Source organism: Oscillibacter sp. CU971 (genome assembly GCF_905219725.1).
In the GTDB taxonomy this organism is placed as follows: domain Bacteria; phylum Bacillota; class Clostridia; order Oscillospirales; family Oscillospiraceae; genus Oscillibacter.
On the sequence record NZ_CAJMXG010000047.1, the window covers coordinates 1 to 16123 of the forward strand.

The window sequence follows — 16123 nt, forward strand, 5'->3', positions numbered from 1 at the left end:
TGCGCCGGGTCCGCCAGCCCCGCCACGGACCACACGCCGGAGGCCGCCAGGGCCTCCTCCCGGCTCATGTCCGGCAGGATGGAGGGCAGGCGTTTTGCCAGCATGGATTTCCCCGCCCCGGGAGAGCCGATCATCAAAAGGTTGTGCCCCCCGGCGGCGGCGATTTCCAGGGCCCGCTTCACGTTCTCCTGGCCCATCACGTCCCGGAGGTCCAAAAGGCCAGCCTCGTCCTCTCCCGGCGTCCAGGCCGGGGCGGGGGAGAGGGGCTTCTCCCCCCGGAGGTGGGCCGTCAGGGACGCCACATCCTCCACGCCGTAGACCGTCAGCCCCCCGGCAAGCGTCGCCTCGGCGGCGTTGCCCGCCGGGACGAAGAGCTGCCGCACCCCCGCCCGCTCCGCCGACAGGGCCATGGGGAGAACCCCCGCCACACTCCGCAGGGTCCCGGACAGGGACAGCTCCCCCACAAACGCCGCGTCCGCCGGGGGCTCCGGCAAGTCGCCNTTTGCCGCCAGGAGGCCCACGAAGATGGGCAGGTCGTAGAGGGTCCCCGCCTTCTTCTGCCCCGCCGGGGCCAGGTTTACGGTGATGCGGCTGACGGGGAACTTGGCCCCGCAGTTCTTCACCGCCGCCCGGACCCGCTCCCGGGCCTCCCGCACGGCGGCGTCCGGCAGGCCCACCACGTCGAAGGCGGGGAGCCCGCCGGAGAGAAAGCACTCGGCGCTGACCTCGTAGCCGGAGACGCCGTTTAAGCCAAGGGAACGCACCGTGACCACCATAAGACTTACCTCCCGCAAGCGGAGCGGCGGAGCGCCGCTGTGTTTCTGTGGGATCATGATACCACAGATTGGGGGAAATGGAAAGCGGAGAATGAGGAGGACGGGAATTTTCCGCTGGGAGAACGGGAGAAATTGTGTTGATGTTAAGTGAAGTTGACAAAATTCCAACAGAAGTTGGTTGCGGAACGTTTTGAAACGNGAGATGCTGGTCCCGGCCTGAACGGCCCGTCAATATAAGGAGGACTGCAACATGAATTTCAACGAAAAACTGATTGACCTGCGGAAAAGCAGGGGCTTGTCCCAAGAGGAACTGGGAGCAGAGCTGCATGTATCCCGGCAGACAGTATCCAAATGGGAGTCCNCCCAGTCTTATCCCGACTTCCAGCGATTAGTGCTTCTGAGTGATTACTTCGGCTTGACGCTGGACGCGCTGGTTCGGGATGTGGATGTGCAGGAGGTCCGGGAAAAGAATTGGAACAGCGAAAAGCTGGACTCCATTTACCAGGACGTGAACAAGGCGAAGCGGATTTTTAAGTGGTGGCTGATTGGCGCGGGGACGGCGGCGGGGATTGTACTGACCCTGCTGGTGAATTTCTTTCTCCACGCGGTATTCGTCTGGTANGCNGAATCGTTTGCCCGCCAAGAATCCCTGGGAAAATTTGTGCAAAAAATAACAAAGCGGCGGTTTACACCGGGAAACAGCCGTGTTATAATGGAACCGCATGGGGTCCGGCAAGAGAATGCTTCGGTCCCCTGTCTTGGAGAGATTGCCGTCCCCGGGCGGCAAATTTACAGGAGNTAAGTNTATGGCAAGAAAGTTCAAGTCCATGGACGGCAACAACGCGGCGGCATATGTCAGCTACGCGTTTACCGAGGTGGCGGGCATTTACCCCATCACCCCGTCTTCGCCCATGGCAGACTTGGTCGACCAGTGGTCCGCCGCCGGTCAGAAAAACATCTTCGGCACCACCGTGAAGGTCTGCGAGATGCAGTCCGAGGCCGGCGCCTCCGGCACCGTCCACGGCTCNCTGGCCACCGGCGNGATGACCACCACCTACACCGCCTCTCAGGGCCTGCTGCTGATGATCCCCAACATGTACAAGATCGCCGGCGAGCTGCTGCCCTGCGTGTTCCATGTGTCCGCCCGTACCGTGTCCAGCCACGCGCTGAACATCTTCGGCGACCACTNCGACGTCATGGCCTGCCGCCAGACGGGCTTCGCCATGCTCTGCGAGGGCAACGTCCAGGAGGTCATGGACCTGGGTCCCGTGGCCCATCTGGCCTCCATTGAGGGCCGGGTTCCCTTCGTGAACTTCTTCGACGGCTTCCGCACCTCCCACGAGATTCAGAAGGTCGCCGTGTGGGATTACGACGACCTGAAGGAAATGTGCGACATGGACGCCGTGGACGCCTTCCGCAAGCACGCGCTGAACCCCGAGCGGCCCAACATGCGGGGCTCTCACGAGAACGGCGACATCTTCTTCCAGCACCGCGAGGCCTGCAACCCCTATTACGACGCCCTGCCCGACGTCGTCGAAAAGTATATGGGCAAGGTCAACGAGAAGCTGGGCACTGACTACCAGCTCTTCAACTACTACGGCGCTCCCGACGCGGATCGGGTCATCATCGCCATGGGCTCCATCTGTGACGTGGCCGAGGAAGTCATCGACTATATGAACGCCCACGGCGAAAAGGTGGGCCTTATCAAGGTCCGTCTGTACCGCCCCTGGCGCGCCGACAAGCTGATTTCCGCCATCCCCGCCACCTGCAAGAAGATCGCCGTGCTGGACCGCACCAAGGAGCCCGGCTCCCTGGGCGAGCCCCTGTACGTGGACGTGGTGGCNTCTCTCGCCAACGNCGGCCNGACGGACATCACCGTCATCGGCGGCCGCTATGGCCTGGGCAGCAAGGACACCCCGCCCCGCAGCGTCTTCGCCGTCTATGAGGAGCTGACCAAGGCGGAGCCCAAGCGNCANTNCACCANCGGCATCGTGGACGACGTGACCCACCTGAGCCTGGAGGAGAAGCCCGCCCCCAACACCGCGGCGGAGGGCACCATCGAGTGCAAATTCTGGGGTCTCGGCGGCGACGGAACCGTGGGCGCCAACAAAAACTCCATCAAGATCATCGGCGNCCACACGGACAAATACGTCCAGGCCTACTTCCAGTACGACTCCAAGAAAACCGGCGGCGTCACCGTCAGCCACCTGCGCTTCGGCGATCAGCCCATCCGTGGTCCTTATTATATCAACAAGGCCGACTTCGTGGCCTGCCATGTGCCCGCCTATATCGTCAAGGCCTTCCCCATGGTCCGGGACGTGAAGCCCGGCGGCACCTTCCTGATCAACTGCCAGTGGAGCGACGAGGAAGTCAACAAGCACATGCCCGCCGTGGCGAAACGGTATATCGCCCAAAATAACATCCAGGTCTACACCATCAACGCCATCGACCTGGCGAAAGAAATCGGCATTGGCAAGCGGACCAACACCATCCTTCAGTCCGCCTTCTTCTCCCTGGCGAAGGTCATGCCCGAGGCCGAGGCCATCCAGTATATGAAGGACGCCGCCACCCACTCCTACCNGAAAAAGGGCCAGGACGTGGTGGATATGAACNACAAGGCCATCGACGCCGGAGCCACGGCTTATAAGAAGTTCGAGGTTCCCGCCGACTGGGCCGACGCTCAGGATACCCCCGACACCACCACGCTGACCGGCAAGCCGGAGCTGGTGGAGCAGGTCAAGACCATCCTGAACCCCGTGGGCAAGATGGACGGCGACAGCCTCCCCGTCTCCGCCTTCGTCAAGCACGCCGACGGCCAGTTCGAGCTGGGCGCCGCCGCCTATGAAAAGCGCGGCGTGGCCGTCTCCGTTCCCACCTGGATGCCCGAGAACTGCATCCAGTGCAACCAGTGCGCCTATGTCTGCCCCCATGCCACCATCCGTCCCTTCGCCATGACGGAGGAGGAAGCCGCCAAGCTCCCCGCCGCCGCCAAGGTCATCGACAAAACCGGAAAGGGCAAGGGCTACAAGTTTACCATCGCCGTGTCTCCCCTGGACTGCATGGGCTGCGGCGTGTGCGTGGGCGTCTGCCCGGGCCGCAAGGGCGAGAAGGCCCTGAAGATGGTNGCCCAGGAGCAGGAGGCCAAGCAGCAGGAGGTCTCCAACTACTGCGTGGCCGNGGTNACCGAGAAGAAGGATCTNCAGGACAANACGGTGCCCGGCAGCCAGTTCCACAAGCCCCTCCTCGAGTTCTCCGGCTCCTGCGCCGGCTGCGCCGAGACCAGCTATGCCCGTCTCGTCACCCAGCTCTTCGGTGACCGGATGTATATCTCCAACGCNACCGGCTGCTCCTCCATCTGGGGCGGTCCTGCNGCTACCTCTCCCTACTGCACCAACGCGGACGGCCNCGGCCCCGCCTGGTCCAACTCCCTGTTCGAGGACAACGCCGAGCACGGCCTGGGCATGTATCTGGGTCAGAAGGCCATCCGCGACCGTCTGGCGGACCTGACCAAGCAGCTGATCGCGGTGCCTCACGCCTATCAGGGCCTGAAGNACGCCGCCCAGAAGTGGCTGGACACCATGGAAGACGGCAAGGCCAACGCGGAAGCCACCAAGGAATATGTGAAGCTCCTGGAAGAGAGCGTCATGACCGTGGACGATATCGTGGCCTTCACCAGCAGCCCCGACGCGGCCAAGGTCTTCGGCGACCAGCTGCCCCAGTTCCANGCCCACGCCAAGGAGCTCAAGGACAGCGGCGCGAAGCACTGTGACTGTGACGCCTGCAAGCTCTGCCTGGAGATTCTCAAGGACAAGGAGTACCTCTCCAAGAAGTCCCTGTGGATCTTCGGCGGCGACGGCTGGGCCTATGACATCGGCTTCGGCGGCGTGGACCACGTCCTGGCCTCCGGAAACGACGTCAACATCTTTGTCTTCGACACCGAGGTCTACTCCAACACCGGCGGCCAGGCCTCCAAGGCCTCCAACATCGGCCAGGTGGCCCAGTTCGCCGCCGCCGGTAAGGAGATCAAGAAAAAGTCCCTGGCGGAAATCGCCATGAGCTACGGCTATATCTACGTGGCCCAGGTGGCCATGGGCGCCAACCCCGCCCAGACCCTCAAGGCCATCCAGGAGGCCGAGGCCTATCCCGGCCCGTCCCTGATCATCGCCTACTCCCCCTGCGAGATGCACAGCATCAAGGGCGGCATGATGAACTGCCAGGCGGAAANGAAGAAGGCCGTGGAGTGCGGCTACTGGAACNTGTTCCGCTTCAACCCCGCCGCCGAAGGCGCCAAGTTCACCCTGGATTCCAAGGAGCCCGCCGGCGGGTATCAGGAGTTCCTGATGAACGAGGCCCGTTACAGCCGCCTGACCCGCGAGTTCCCCGACCGGGCCAGCGAGCTGNTCCAGCGCNACGAGAAGGCGGCCATGGACCGCTATCAGCACCTGCTGAAGCTGAAGGAAATGTACGCCTGAGGCGTCGCAAAGTCCGCTAAGCTCCGTTCCCGCCGCCGGCCTGCGGCCTCTGGCGAGAACTGCGCCCGCTCCCTTGCTCCGCCTCTTTTCAAGGGGGAGCAGGCTCCCCCTTGAGCAACCCCCACTCCCTGCGGGGGGACGGGGGACGGGCGTCGGTAGAATTTTCAACAAGAGAGGACCACGGGCTTTGCCCGTGGTCCTCTTTCTTTGGGGGCTGTCCAGGTTGGGCCGTTTTCCGCCTCTGTTCTCAAGCGGTCAGGGCTTTCAGAGCCTCCGCCAGATTCTCTCCCTGGCTCCGGGTGAGCCCTCCGGTGAAGTCCGCTTCCGCCGGAAGCAGCCCCAGGTCCCAGGCCNGGGTCACCGCGTCCTGGCTTCCGCCCAGCGCCGCCGGGACGGGGCCCATCCGCTTTGCCGCCGGGTCCGGTTTCAGGTCCAGCGCCTCCGCCGTCCGGCCCAGGAATACGGCGGCTTCTTTCCAGGTCAGGGGCCTGGAGGCGGAGAAGGTTCCCTCCGCGCCGCCCTTGGCGATGCCCTGCTCCTTGGCCCAGGCCATGGCAGGGAGGTACCATTCAATGCCGAAGCTGTCTTTGAAAGGAAGCTCCTCCCCGATTTCCACATCCGGGCTTCCTGCCGCCTCATAAAGCTGGCCGATGAACCGTCCCCGGGTCAGGGGCGCGTTGTCGTGGACAGCGGGGACCAGCTTCTGATCCGGGGCGGCAAGGCACCAGTCCGCCAGGGTGTCCTTGCCCTTCAGCGTGTCCTCCAGGGTTTGGTACACCAAAACGTCCGGCTCCAGGGCCACCACGCCCCTTCCCGCCGCCGCGTCCAGCAGAGTGTTCAAATCCAGGTACTTGCTGGAGAGCTGGCCCCGGACCTTGGAATTCGGCAGGGAGAAGGTCTGTACCGCGCCGAAGTGGCAGACGCTGCCCCCGGCGGGCTCTCCGGCCAGCACGCCGCCCATCTCCTGAATTTCCACGGCGTTGATGAGGGCGGAGGAGAAAGTGGCCTCCCCGATGAGGCCCACCAGCTTCGCCCCGCCGTCCATGGCCTCCCGCAGGACCTCAAACAGGGGCCAGATCACCCCGTCGGACCCGCCGCCGTTGTTCCGCAGGTCCAGCAGGACCCGGCTGTAGTCCCCCGCTTTCAAATCCTTTGCCACCAGGGCGGCGAAATCCTCCATGGGAAGGTCCTCCGCCTCCCGGCAGGTGTTGTACTGAATGTAGTACGCGTCTTCCGTCAGGGGCTTGGCGAAGTAGTAGGCGTCCGCCGCCGCCGTCTCCGGCTGGCCCTTGATTTTGTCGGAGATGCGCACGATCTCCAGCTTGTTCATCTCCTTCATGCCCACAGGCGCCAGGCTGAGGGCCTTCCCGCCTTTCAGCGTGACGGTCAGGGGCTTCCCGGCCTCTACAAGGCCCAGGTATTCATAAATGTCCGCCACGTTGCAGGCCTGCCGGAAGGACCGGCGGAGGTGCACCGGGTTGTCGGAGGCAAACAGGGTTCCGTAAGCCTCGATGACCTCCTCCACCGGCTTTCCCGCCAGAAGCGTGACCTCCTGGCACAGCAGGTCCTCGTCCTCCGGGGCCGCGGCGGAGAGATACCAGCTCTCCCCCCGCCGGACCAGGGAGAAGGGATAGCCCCGGAAATCCGCCAGGCCTCCCAAGGACACGCTGGTGTGGGAATCCCCCACCAGGGCCGTCAGGCGCATCAGGTCCAGCAGAAACTCCGTATCCGTCTCCGCCGCCAGCCGCCCCTCGATCTCTGCCTTCACCTCTAAAAATTCCGCCTCCGGCGTGTTGGCGAAGGCGTCCGGGTGGTGTTCCACCAGGACCGTCTCATAGAGAAAGTCCAGGTCCTCCTGCCGCTGCCCGGCGCTCAGCGGCTCCGCCGCCAGAGCCGGGACCACCAGCAGCGCCACGAGGCACAGCCCTGCGGCCCGCCAAAAAAGATTGCTCCAAGGTTTCATAAAAATCGCCCTCCATTTCACTAGTTCAATAATACAATGATACACCAGAGGCCAGCCAAAGTCAAGCCCTAAATGTTAAAACGAAACAGGCGGGGAAAATTCTTCAAAAAAGGGACCGCCTGAAACAGGCGGTCCCGTAAAGCTACAGCTCCCAAGGGGGCTTTTTATCTTGACCGGACCAGGGGTCCGGCCCGCTCCGGCGGAAGGTCTCCCGCCTCTCCTGGGAAGGCCAGGGGTCGTTGGCGTCCCGGCGGCGGCGCTCTGCCCGCTGCCGCTGGGCGCGCCGGAGGCGGAGCACAGCCCCCAGGGCTACAAGAACAAAGCAGAGAATCAGGAGAATTTCCTCAAAGCGCCCCGCCGTGCCGCCCTGCTGTTCGCCGTAAGAGATGGGCCTGCCGTCCAGATACTCCTCCAGCGTCTCCGACAGGGCGGGGACGGTCTCCGGCTCGAAGATGTCCCGGAGACCCGCCTCCTCCACAGCCGCCATGTAAGGCATGGAGAGGGACAGGGCGGAGAGCTCCAGGTAGGTTTCCTTGGCCTCCCGGGGACGGTCCAGGTAGAGAAACCACAGGTCCAGGGCGGAGAGGGCGGAGGTGGCGTAGCTGATGAAGTACAGGGGATTTTGGAAGTTGTGGGCGTTCTCCACCCAGGCGGGGTCCGCGTCCACGCCGGGGCCGTAGGAATAGCCGTAGTCCTCCGACAAAGCCTTGAAAAGCCGGTTCAGCTCCTCTGCGGTCATCTCCGGGTTTTGGTAGGCCGCCGTTTGAAACTCGTCGTAAAGACAGCCGTCCAAAATGGAATCCAGAATGTTGTAGAGCACCGCGTTCCGGTAGGCTTCTCCGTACCGCTCTCCGNNGAGCTCCTCCGCCTGCCCGGCAAAGATCAGCTCCAAAGCCTGAGAGTGAATTTCTCCCACGTCGATGTTGAAGTCCGTCCAAAGGTCGTGCTGGGCACAGTGGAAGGTCTCGAAGAAGTGGCCGAACTCATGCACCGTGTCGCTGAGATCCTGATAGTCGCCGTAAGGGCTGTTGAAAATAAACGCGCTGCCGTAGGCGGGCAGGGCCACGGTGTAGCCGGTGGGCAGCTTGGCCTCGCCGTACTCGATGTCGTAGAGGTGGTGGTCCCGCAGGAAGCGGAAGGTCTCTCCCATCTCCCGGTCAAAGCCCTCCGCGAAGGGCTGAATGGCATCCAGCACCTCCTCGCCGTCCATGCGGCTCCGCACGCTGAGGGCCCGGAGCTCCTGTTCGCTGGTTTCCTCCAGCAGACGCAGCTGGAGGGGGAGGATGTACCGCTTTGCCAGCCGGTGGAGGTCCGCGGCGTCCTCCAGACCGTAGTCCCGGGTGTAGAGGGCCTCGTAGGCGTATTCGGCGTAATCGTCATAGCCCGCCCCCTGGGCCTGCTCCGCCCGCAGGCGGACCAGTTGGAGGTAAACCTCCCCGGCGGCCCGGTACCGCTCTTCCGCCAGGGCCTGGCTGACGGCCTCATAGGTCTCCCCGTCCACCCCGGCGGACTCCAGAGACTCCGCCGTCCAGATACGGCCCTCCGCCAGGACGGGAACGCCCTGTTCCATAATCTGGTCGTAGGTCTGGATCAGCCGGTCCTCCTCCTCGTAGAGGGCGGCTTCCTCCTCCGTCAGTCCCCGGTAGCCCATGAGGCTGTCCGCCGCACCCTCCCCGGCGTCCGCGTCCAGGATATCGCCGTAGGGAGAGGCGGCCATTACGGCCAGGGCCTGATAGCAGCGGCTGNTAAGCCGGGNCTNCTGGGCGGAGAGCTCCAGGTACAGCGCCGCCTCCTCCGGAGCTCCGCCGCCGGCGTCGTACTGGATGGCGCTGAGGTTGGCCAGGGTGGCCAGCAGGTCCGTCTCCTCCAGGATCTGTTCATAGAGGGCCTGGACCCGGCGGCGGGTCTCCCGGCTTCCCCGGTCCCGGCTGTGGCGGGAACAGGTGCTTTCCAATTCCTTCAGGGCGGAGAGCAGGGCCGTCTCGTCGAAGGCGGTGACGGGGAGCATGTCGTCATAATGCACCGCTGGATGGGCGGAAGCGGGAGACGCCCACTTTACCGCCGAGGCCGCCGGCCCGGAGCACAGGGCCAGGGCCAGCAGCAGGCAGAGAAGATTTTTCATCATAGGCCTCCAAGGGGGTCAAGGTGTTCTCCGTCCCGCGCGGCCTCCACGTCCGCCGCCGTCAGACGCATAAGGTCCTCCCGGGTAACGGTTTCCTGTCCCGCCAGGCGGCTGGCCTGGCAGACTAAGATCCGCTCAAAGACATTCCGCACCCCCCGGGCGTTGCCGAAGGACTCCGGGTCCCGGTTCTCCTCCCGGAGGAAGTCCCGGACAAAACCCTCGGCGTCCTCCTCCAGCTCATAGCAGCCCTTCTCACAGCGCATCTTGNAGATGGCCAGCAGCTCCTCCGGCGTGTAGTCCTCGAAGTGCAAAAAGCGGTTGAAGCGGGATTCCAGACCGGGGTTGGAGTGAATAAAGCGATCCATCANATCGTCGTATCCGGCGGCGATGACCACCAGGTCGTCCCGGTGGTCCTCCATGGCCTTGAGGATGGTGTCGATGGCCTCCTGGCCGAAGTCGTTCCCCGAGGAGCCGTTCAGGGCATAGGCCTCGTCGATGAACAGCACGCCCCCCAGGGCCTTTTCCACGGCCTTTCTGGTCTTCAGCGCCGTCTGGCCCACGTAGCCCGCCACCAGCCCGGCCCGGTCCACCTCCACCAGCTGCCCCTTGGAGAGGATGCCCAGGGAGTGGAAGATCCGGGCCATCAGCCGGGCGATGGTGGTTTTTCCGGTGCCGGGACTGCCGGAGAAGACCATGTGGAGGGACAGCTCCGTCACCGGCAGTCCGTTTTTCTCCCGGAGCTGGTGGACCTTTACCAAATCAATAAGGTTTCGGACCTCCTTTTTTACGGCGGCAAGGCCGATGTAGCCGTCCAGCTCCTTTTGCAGATCCTCCAGCTTCTCCGGCGGAGGAGCCTCCTCCTGGGGCTCGGTACGCGCGCCTGCGGTCTGGGGGGCCTCCGGGGCGTCGGGCTTCCCTTGGGAGGAGGCCGGGGATTTGGGGGCATCCTGGGATGGGGCCTCCGGCGTTTTGACCTCTGGGGTCAGAGGGGAGCCCCAGAAATCCGTTCCCATCCGGCGGAGGTTGTGCTCCGTCAGGGTCTGGATGACCTCCAGCTGCTGGAGGATGATTTCGTCCTTTTTGTCCTTCTTGTCCATACGCGTCAGCCTTTCATCAAGTCGGTGTGCCGGAGTCCCCGGAACAGGCAGGCGGAGGCCAGCCCGGTCAGTCCGCCGGTAAGCAGGGATACCGCCAGCAAAACGGGCAGATAATAGAGGGGAGCGGTACTGCCCAGGGTCAGCAGGGCGGCGGCGATTTGCCCGCAGTTNTGGGCCGCCGCGCCGCCTACGGATACGCCGTAAATGGAAAGCGCCCGCCGCCGGGAGANGAGGACCATGGTCCCCAGGGCGCTTAAGGCCCCCAGCAGGGAGAAGACAAGAGCGTTCATGTTCCCGGCAAAAAGGGCGCCCAGAAAGCACCGGGCCAGCAGAATCAAAAGCGCCTCCCCCGGCCCCAGGGCGTAGAGCGCGAACACCGTGACGATGTTGGCAAGGCCCAGCTTCACGCCGGGAACGGGGATGGCCAGGGAGAGGGGAAAGAGATTTTCCAGATAGCTCAGCGCCAGGGCCATAGCCGTCAGCAGGGCGCAGAGGGTCNGTTGTTTTGTTGTCAGCTTCATCCCGCGCCTCCTAACCTAAGACCGCGTCCACCGCGTCCGGGGCCGGCGCGCCGCCCTCCAGGCGAATGACGATCCGGGCGGGGAGGCAGACAATGCTCTGCCCGCCCCGAGACACAACCCCGGTGTGAACGCAGTCCTGGGTAGGGCATTTAGAGGTCCGCACCCGGGCGCTTCCGGCGGCGTATTCCACCGTCAGGGTGTAAGCCCCGGCCTGATAGGTTTTCTCTCCGGCGGCGTCCTCCAGAGAAACCCGGTNGATTTCCGTACCGTCCACGGAAACCACCGCCGTCAGCCCTTGGGAGGTTCCGCCCCGCCACTGGAACAGGGCCAGGGCGACGGCCAGCGCCGCCACGCAGAGGACTACCAGTGCGTCCCAGGCCGTGGGGTGGAGCTTGGGGGACGGCCTCATGGGGAGACCACCTCAAGGGTATACCCGCTGCTCTCGTCCAGGGTGAAGCGGTCCGCCAGCCCCTCCGTGACGACAACCCGGCCGTCCTCTGTCACCAGCACCAGGTCAAAAGGACAGCCCTCTTCGCCCCACATCATTTCGTCCCGCCAGNAGGCCAGANCCCGTTCCTCCCCCATGATAAAGAGGGCGGTAGAATAGGCGTCGCACATGGTGCCGGGGAAGCCGCTGCCGTCCCCCTCTGCAAGGGCGGCGACAACGGTGACGGAGGTCAGGCCGCTGTCCGCCGGGTATCCCGTGGCGGGGTCGATAATATGATGATAGGTTTTCCCATCCTGTTCGANATACCGCTGGTAGCCCCCGGAGGTGACGGCAAAGGAATCCGTCAGCGCCAGCACTCCGGCGAAGGCGTCCTGCTCGCCCACCCGGGCCGGATCCTGAATGGCCACCCGCCAAGGGGTGCCGTCGGGCCGGCCGCCATAGGCCAGCACGTTGCCGCCCAGGTTGATGTTGGCCCGGGGCACGTCGTGTTCCCGAAGGACCCCCACGATTTTGTCGGCGGCGTAGCCCTTGGCCAGGCCCCCCAGGTCGATGGCCTGGCCGGGACCCAGGGTGACCATGGCCTTGGGTCCGTCCCCGTTGGAATCAAGGGAGGGCGTAACNGAGACCTGGGAACTGTCTACCAGGGGGAGAAGCCGGTCCAGCTCCGCTTGAGAGGGGACGCGGAAGCTGTCCTCCGTGAAGCCCCAGGCGGAGACCACCGGGGCCACCGTGATATCGAAGGCCCCACCGGTGGAGGAGCTGTAAGCGGCGGCCCGCTCCAAAAGGGAANAGGCATCCCAGNCAATCTCCACAGCATCCCCCCCGGCGGCGTTGAGGCGGGAGACTTCGCTGTCCTCCACGGTCCGGGAGAGCTTGGCCTCCAGGTCCCGTATGACGTCCTCGCAGGCGTAGGCGGCGGCGGGGGAGCGCTCCCCGTAGGTGGTGATGAGCATGGCGGTGTCCATGGCGATGACCTGGATGCTCTCCTGGGCCTCGTCCGGNCTCATNTGCGNGCCGCAGCCCGAGAGGAACAGGACCGTCAGTAAAACATATGCGGTGAGTCGTTTCATANTAAACCTCTTTATCCNTCTNATNGNNATTTCNATATNGATAGTATAGCACGGCCGGGGCCGCTTCTCAANGAAAAAGNNAAAGTTAGGCGAAAAAANANAAAACCTGGCGGGAAGGGCCTTGCAAAAGGAAGAAAAGTCTGCTATACTATTTAAGCATGTCGGCGGAGAGCGTTTCCGCCGGGTATTTTTGAAAGAAAAAACACCTTGGAGGTCTTGATAAATGGCAAAGAATCCGAACGGAAAGCCCCAGAAGCGGGATAATGCCCTGTATGGCGCGACCATCTTCTTTCTTGCGGCCTGTCTGGCGGAGGTATACCTTTTGGTTCTGCGCAGGTATTACATCCACGGCGACGTGGTGACCGAGGCCTTGCCCTGGCATAACCGGCTGCTGATTTTCGCGGGCCTGGGGGCGGCGGCGCTNGTNCNGGGNGTGGNNTNANGCGTACTTNGGAAGGCCGACCANNNCAAGCGCCGCATCGGCTGGNGCCTGATCGGCCTGGGTGTGTTCTTCGGCGGCGGCAGTATGCTCATCCGCCTGTATTTCGAGTCTGCCGTGACGCTTCTCAGCGTGGTGGTGCCGGTGACCATGGTTCTGACGGTCATTTGGGCCTTCTACGACCGGGAGTGCTCCGTGGCCATGACGGCCCTGAGCGGAACCCTGATCCTTTTGTGGATGTGCCGCCGCCTCTTCAATCNCNTGACGCTGGGCCTGCCTGTGAAGGCGCTGGCGGTGGTGTACGTGCTGCTGCTGGCGGGACTGTGCTANCTGNCGAAAAACAAGAAGCTTGGGAATCTGCTTCCCCCGGACGCGGATCTGCTGCCCATTTACGCCGCCACCGGGCTTTCCGCCGCGGCGGTGGTGCTGGGGCTGTTCAGCGCCGCCGTGGCGTACTACGCCATGTGGNNCTTGGNCGTTGTGGTCTTTNCCCTGGCGGTGTATTACACGGTGAAGCAGCTGTAAAGTACGGTTTCCTGCGGGATTATAAAAAGCCCGCCGTCNGCGGACGGCGGGCTTTTTGCGCTCTTTGGGGCCTTCACTGGAATTCCCCCAGCCGGATGTCCATGCCGATCTCAAAGGCCCGGTCCCAGGGGAAGCGGTAGTTCTCCAGGGCGATGCCGCCCCAGTTTTTTTCCGCATAGGGTTCCAGCGACGTGATAAGACGGCTCCGCTCCAGGTTTTTGATTGCGGCGGAAGTCTCTTTTTTCATACCTTCTTCCAGGCGCTGGAGCAGGTCCTTCCGGTCCAGGTCCGGGGCCCAGAAGTTGTTGGGGTCCCCGCCCAGGTCGTTTCGGATATAGCCGAGCAGTTCGTTCCGCACCACGCCCTTGTAGCAGAAGTCCTTCAGGATGCTGTCCGCCAAAGTACGGGCCCAGGCCCGGTCACAGGCGTCGGTGCCGCCCCCGTTTTTTAAAACGGCGTACCGGGCAACGCCGTGGCTCAGGGCGGTGCCGGTGACGATGGCCATGTCCAGCATCCCGGAGTAGGCGGTGAGGTATCCCAGTTCCGTGTCCCTGGTCAGCGCCTCATAGACTGCCGTGCCATAGGTCCCGTTGCTGGCGTCGATGAGGATGGCGGGCCGCCGGGCCTTCCTGTAGTCCCGCAGGGCCTCTATGAGATGTTTGCGGTAAGCGTTCATTTGGTCCGGGTCCTCCGGTTGGGTCAGTACCAGAATTTGCAGCTCCGCAGTGTCGGCCTCCCGCAAATCGAAGAAGGCCAGGTGTTCTTCCATGATTTCCGTCAGGGGCTGGAAGTCGTACTCACAGGCGGGCCGGTCCTCCGTTCCGCCGAGGTAAGTGACCGCCGTCCGCGCCCCCGTCCAGCCCGTCTCGTCCAGATACAGCCGGGCCACGGCCTTGAAGGCCAGATCGTCCACCCCGGAGAGGAGCCAGTCCCATTGCCGCCCGTCCTCCCCGGTCCGAAGACCCTGCCGGAGAAAAGCGATTTCGTTCTTTTGGATGCAGTCCTCTAAGGACGAGTCGTCGATGCCGNTTAACAGCNGGAAGTTTTNNNAACCGGGTTTGNTCAGCGTATCCTGCACCACATAAGAGAGCGTCATTTTCCGCCCCCGGGACCGCACGTGCCGGAGGGCGGTCTCATAGGTGCCGTCCTCCTTTGTCTGCGAACGGAGGCTTTCCCCATTGGGTCCCCACCAGTAACTCTCACCAATGGCCTCCAGATTCAGAGCGTCCCCCTCCAGTGTCCTTCGGGGCAGCGTGCCGAAAGCCCGGATGGCATTGTAGTCTTCCAGGGTTCCGCCCTCATAGCCCACGGTGGGGGCCAGCCGCATGACGGAATCCAGCAGCCAGACGANATTGTTNTCGTCGGNGGAGAGGGCCGTCAAAAGCTGCTCCAGCATGGAGTGCACCTGNNNGNNCCCGCCGCCNGGNAGCTCGATGTCGTANCCGGTCATAGACCGGGAAGCCACCAGCCCCCCGGAGTGGAGCTGATCCAGAGAGAGAATATAGCGGTCGCACCCCGCCGCCTCCTGCTCCAGCACCCAGGTGTAAAGGCTCCAGGGTTCTCCCCGCTGGAGGCTGTCAAAGTTTTTCGGCTGGCCGTCCAGGGCCGTGCGGTACAGGACCTTCTCCGGCATCGCCAGGGCATACCCCAGCGATTCCGCCAGATACACCACCCGCTCCACGTTGTCCGGTCGGTCGTCCAGGGGGACATAGGCGATGGTCTTCCCCGGCTCGGAGGCGGCGGGCTCCGGATAGGGCAGGGGTTCCGTCCGTCCGGGGGCGCAGCCCGCCAGCAGGACCAGAGCCAGGACTGCCGCCCAAAGGCGTTTCACTCGTTTCATAAAACCTCCTTAAAAAAGGACGGAGCCGTCACGGCCCCGTCCTTCCCGCTCAAAGTCCCAGGCCCCCCAGGTTCAGNCCGCCGGTGATGCTGTCCATGGCCTTGTCCATGGCGTCCCCGGCCTGGCGCAGGGCCTCGTTGACGGCGGNGACCACCAGATCCTGAAGCATCTCCACGTCCTCCGGGTCCACCGCCTCGGGCTTGATGGTGAGGGAGGTCAATTCCTTCTTGCCGCTGGCCACGGCCTCCACAGCCCCGCCGCCCACGCTGGCGGTGAAGGAGCGGTTTTCCACCTCCGTCTGGGCGGCGTTCATGGCCTCCTGCATCTGGGCGATCTGCTGCTGGACGGCAGCCTGGCGCTGGGCGCCGGTGGCTTTCATATTGCCNCTGGTGAATCCGCGGCGGGCGCTGTATCCCATGGTGATCTTCTCCTTTATTCTGTGATTTCAATGTTGTCAAACTGCCGGCCAAAGGCCACCAGATTTTTCAGGTTCTCCTCCGGGGAGGACTTCGGGGCCTCCCCGGTGCGGAGTATGAGCCGCACCGGGCTGCCGGTGAGGGCCTCCGCCTCCTGCTCCAGGATCTCCCGGACCCGGTCGTTGTCCAGGCGGCCCAGGGTCAGGTCGTCCGGGGCGCAGACCGTCAGCAGGTCCCCCTCCAAAAAGCCGGAGCACATGCCCAGGAAGGGCCGGTACATGGGGGAGAGGCGGTTCTTGCAGTTCTCCGCCNGGGTCCGCCACCAGCCGCCGTCCACCGCTCTGGCAGGGGCGTTTCCAGCGGCGGGGGCCGCCGGGGCCTGGGGCGCTGAGAAGGGCTTCGGAGGCTCCGGCGGGAGCAGCGGAGCCTCGGGT

At 63.9% G+C, this 16123-nt stretch carries 10 protein-coding genes and 1 pseudogene; 2 read left to right on the forward strand and 9 right to left on the reverse strand.

Annotated elements, in window-relative coordinates:
• A partial coding sequence (locus JX325_RS05340; protein WP_204790130.1) for a magnesium chelatase domain-containing protein occupies positions 1-776 on the reverse strand: 776 nt, incomplete at its 3' end.
• A gap of 250 nt (positions 777-1026) precedes the next feature.
• On the opposite strand from JX325_RS05340, the gene JX325_RS18640 reads away from it, so the two are divergent.
• Positions 1027-1578 (forward strand): helix-turn-helix domain-containing protein, encoded by a 552-nt coding sequence (locus tag JX325_RS18640; RefSeq protein ID WP_374220589.1) that lies wholly within the window; start codon positions 1027-1029, stop codon positions 1576-1578.
• Between the two features lie 4 nt (positions 1579-1582).
• Entirely contained in the window at positions 1583-5248 is a 3666-nt protein-coding gene (gene nifJ, locus JX325_RS05350) for a pyruvate:ferredoxin (flavodoxin) oxidoreductase (RefSeq protein WP_204790131.1), read from the forward strand.
• Between the two features lie 247 nt (positions 5249-5495).
• Here nifJ and JX325_RS18425 read toward each other — a convergent pair whose 3' ends face one another.
• The 8 genes and pseudogenes from JX325_RS18425 to JX325_RS17950 all read right to left on the reverse strand — a co-directional run.
• A complete protein-coding gene (locus JX325_RS18425; RefSeq protein ID WP_204790132.1) occupies positions 5496-7211 on the reverse strand; it encodes an S-layer homology domain-containing protein in 1716 nt (571 codons plus the stop codon).
• A gap of 2121 nt (positions 7212-9332) precedes the next feature.
• Complete coding sequence (locus JX325_RS05360) at positions 9333-10430, reverse strand: AAA family ATPase (RefSeq protein ID WP_204790133.1); 1098 nt, start codon at positions 10428-10430, stop codon at positions 9333-9335.
• Positions 10431-10435: 5 nt separating this feature from the next.
• Positions 10436-10951, reverse strand: coding sequence for a Gx transporter family protein (locus JX325_RS05365; protein ID WP_204790134.1), 516 nt, complete (start codon positions 10949-10951; stop codon positions 10436-10438).
• A 10-nt stretch (positions 10952-10961) separates the two neighbouring features.
• Positions 10962-11360: a NusG domain II-containing protein gene (locus tag JX325_RS05370; protein ID WP_204790135.1), complete on the reverse strand. Its 399-nt coding sequence runs from the start codon at positions 11358-11360 to the stop codon at positions 10962-10964.
• A complete protein-coding gene (locus tag JX325_RS05375; RefSeq protein ID WP_204790136.1) occupies positions 11357-12469 on the reverse strand; it encodes an FAD:protein FMN transferase in 1113 nt (370 codons plus the stop codon). Before JX325_RS05375 ends, JX325_RS05370 begins: the two co-directional genes overlap by 4 nt.
• A 1037-nt stretch (positions 12470-13506) precedes the next feature.
• A complete protein-coding gene (locus JX325_RS05380; protein ID WP_204790137.1) occupies positions 13507-15273 on the reverse strand; it encodes a DUF4127 family protein in 1767 nt (588 codons plus the stop codon).
• 49 nt (positions 15274-15322) lie between these two features.
• Entirely contained in the window at positions 15323-15691 is a 369-nt protein-coding gene (locus JX325_RS05385) for a YbaB/EbfC family nucleoid-associated protein (protein WP_204790138.1), read from the reverse strand.
• Positions 15692-15705: 14 nt separating this feature from the next.
• Positions 15706-16123: pseudogene (locus tag JX325_RS17950) on the reverse strand (DNA polymerase III subunit gamma/tau); the annotation flags it as partial.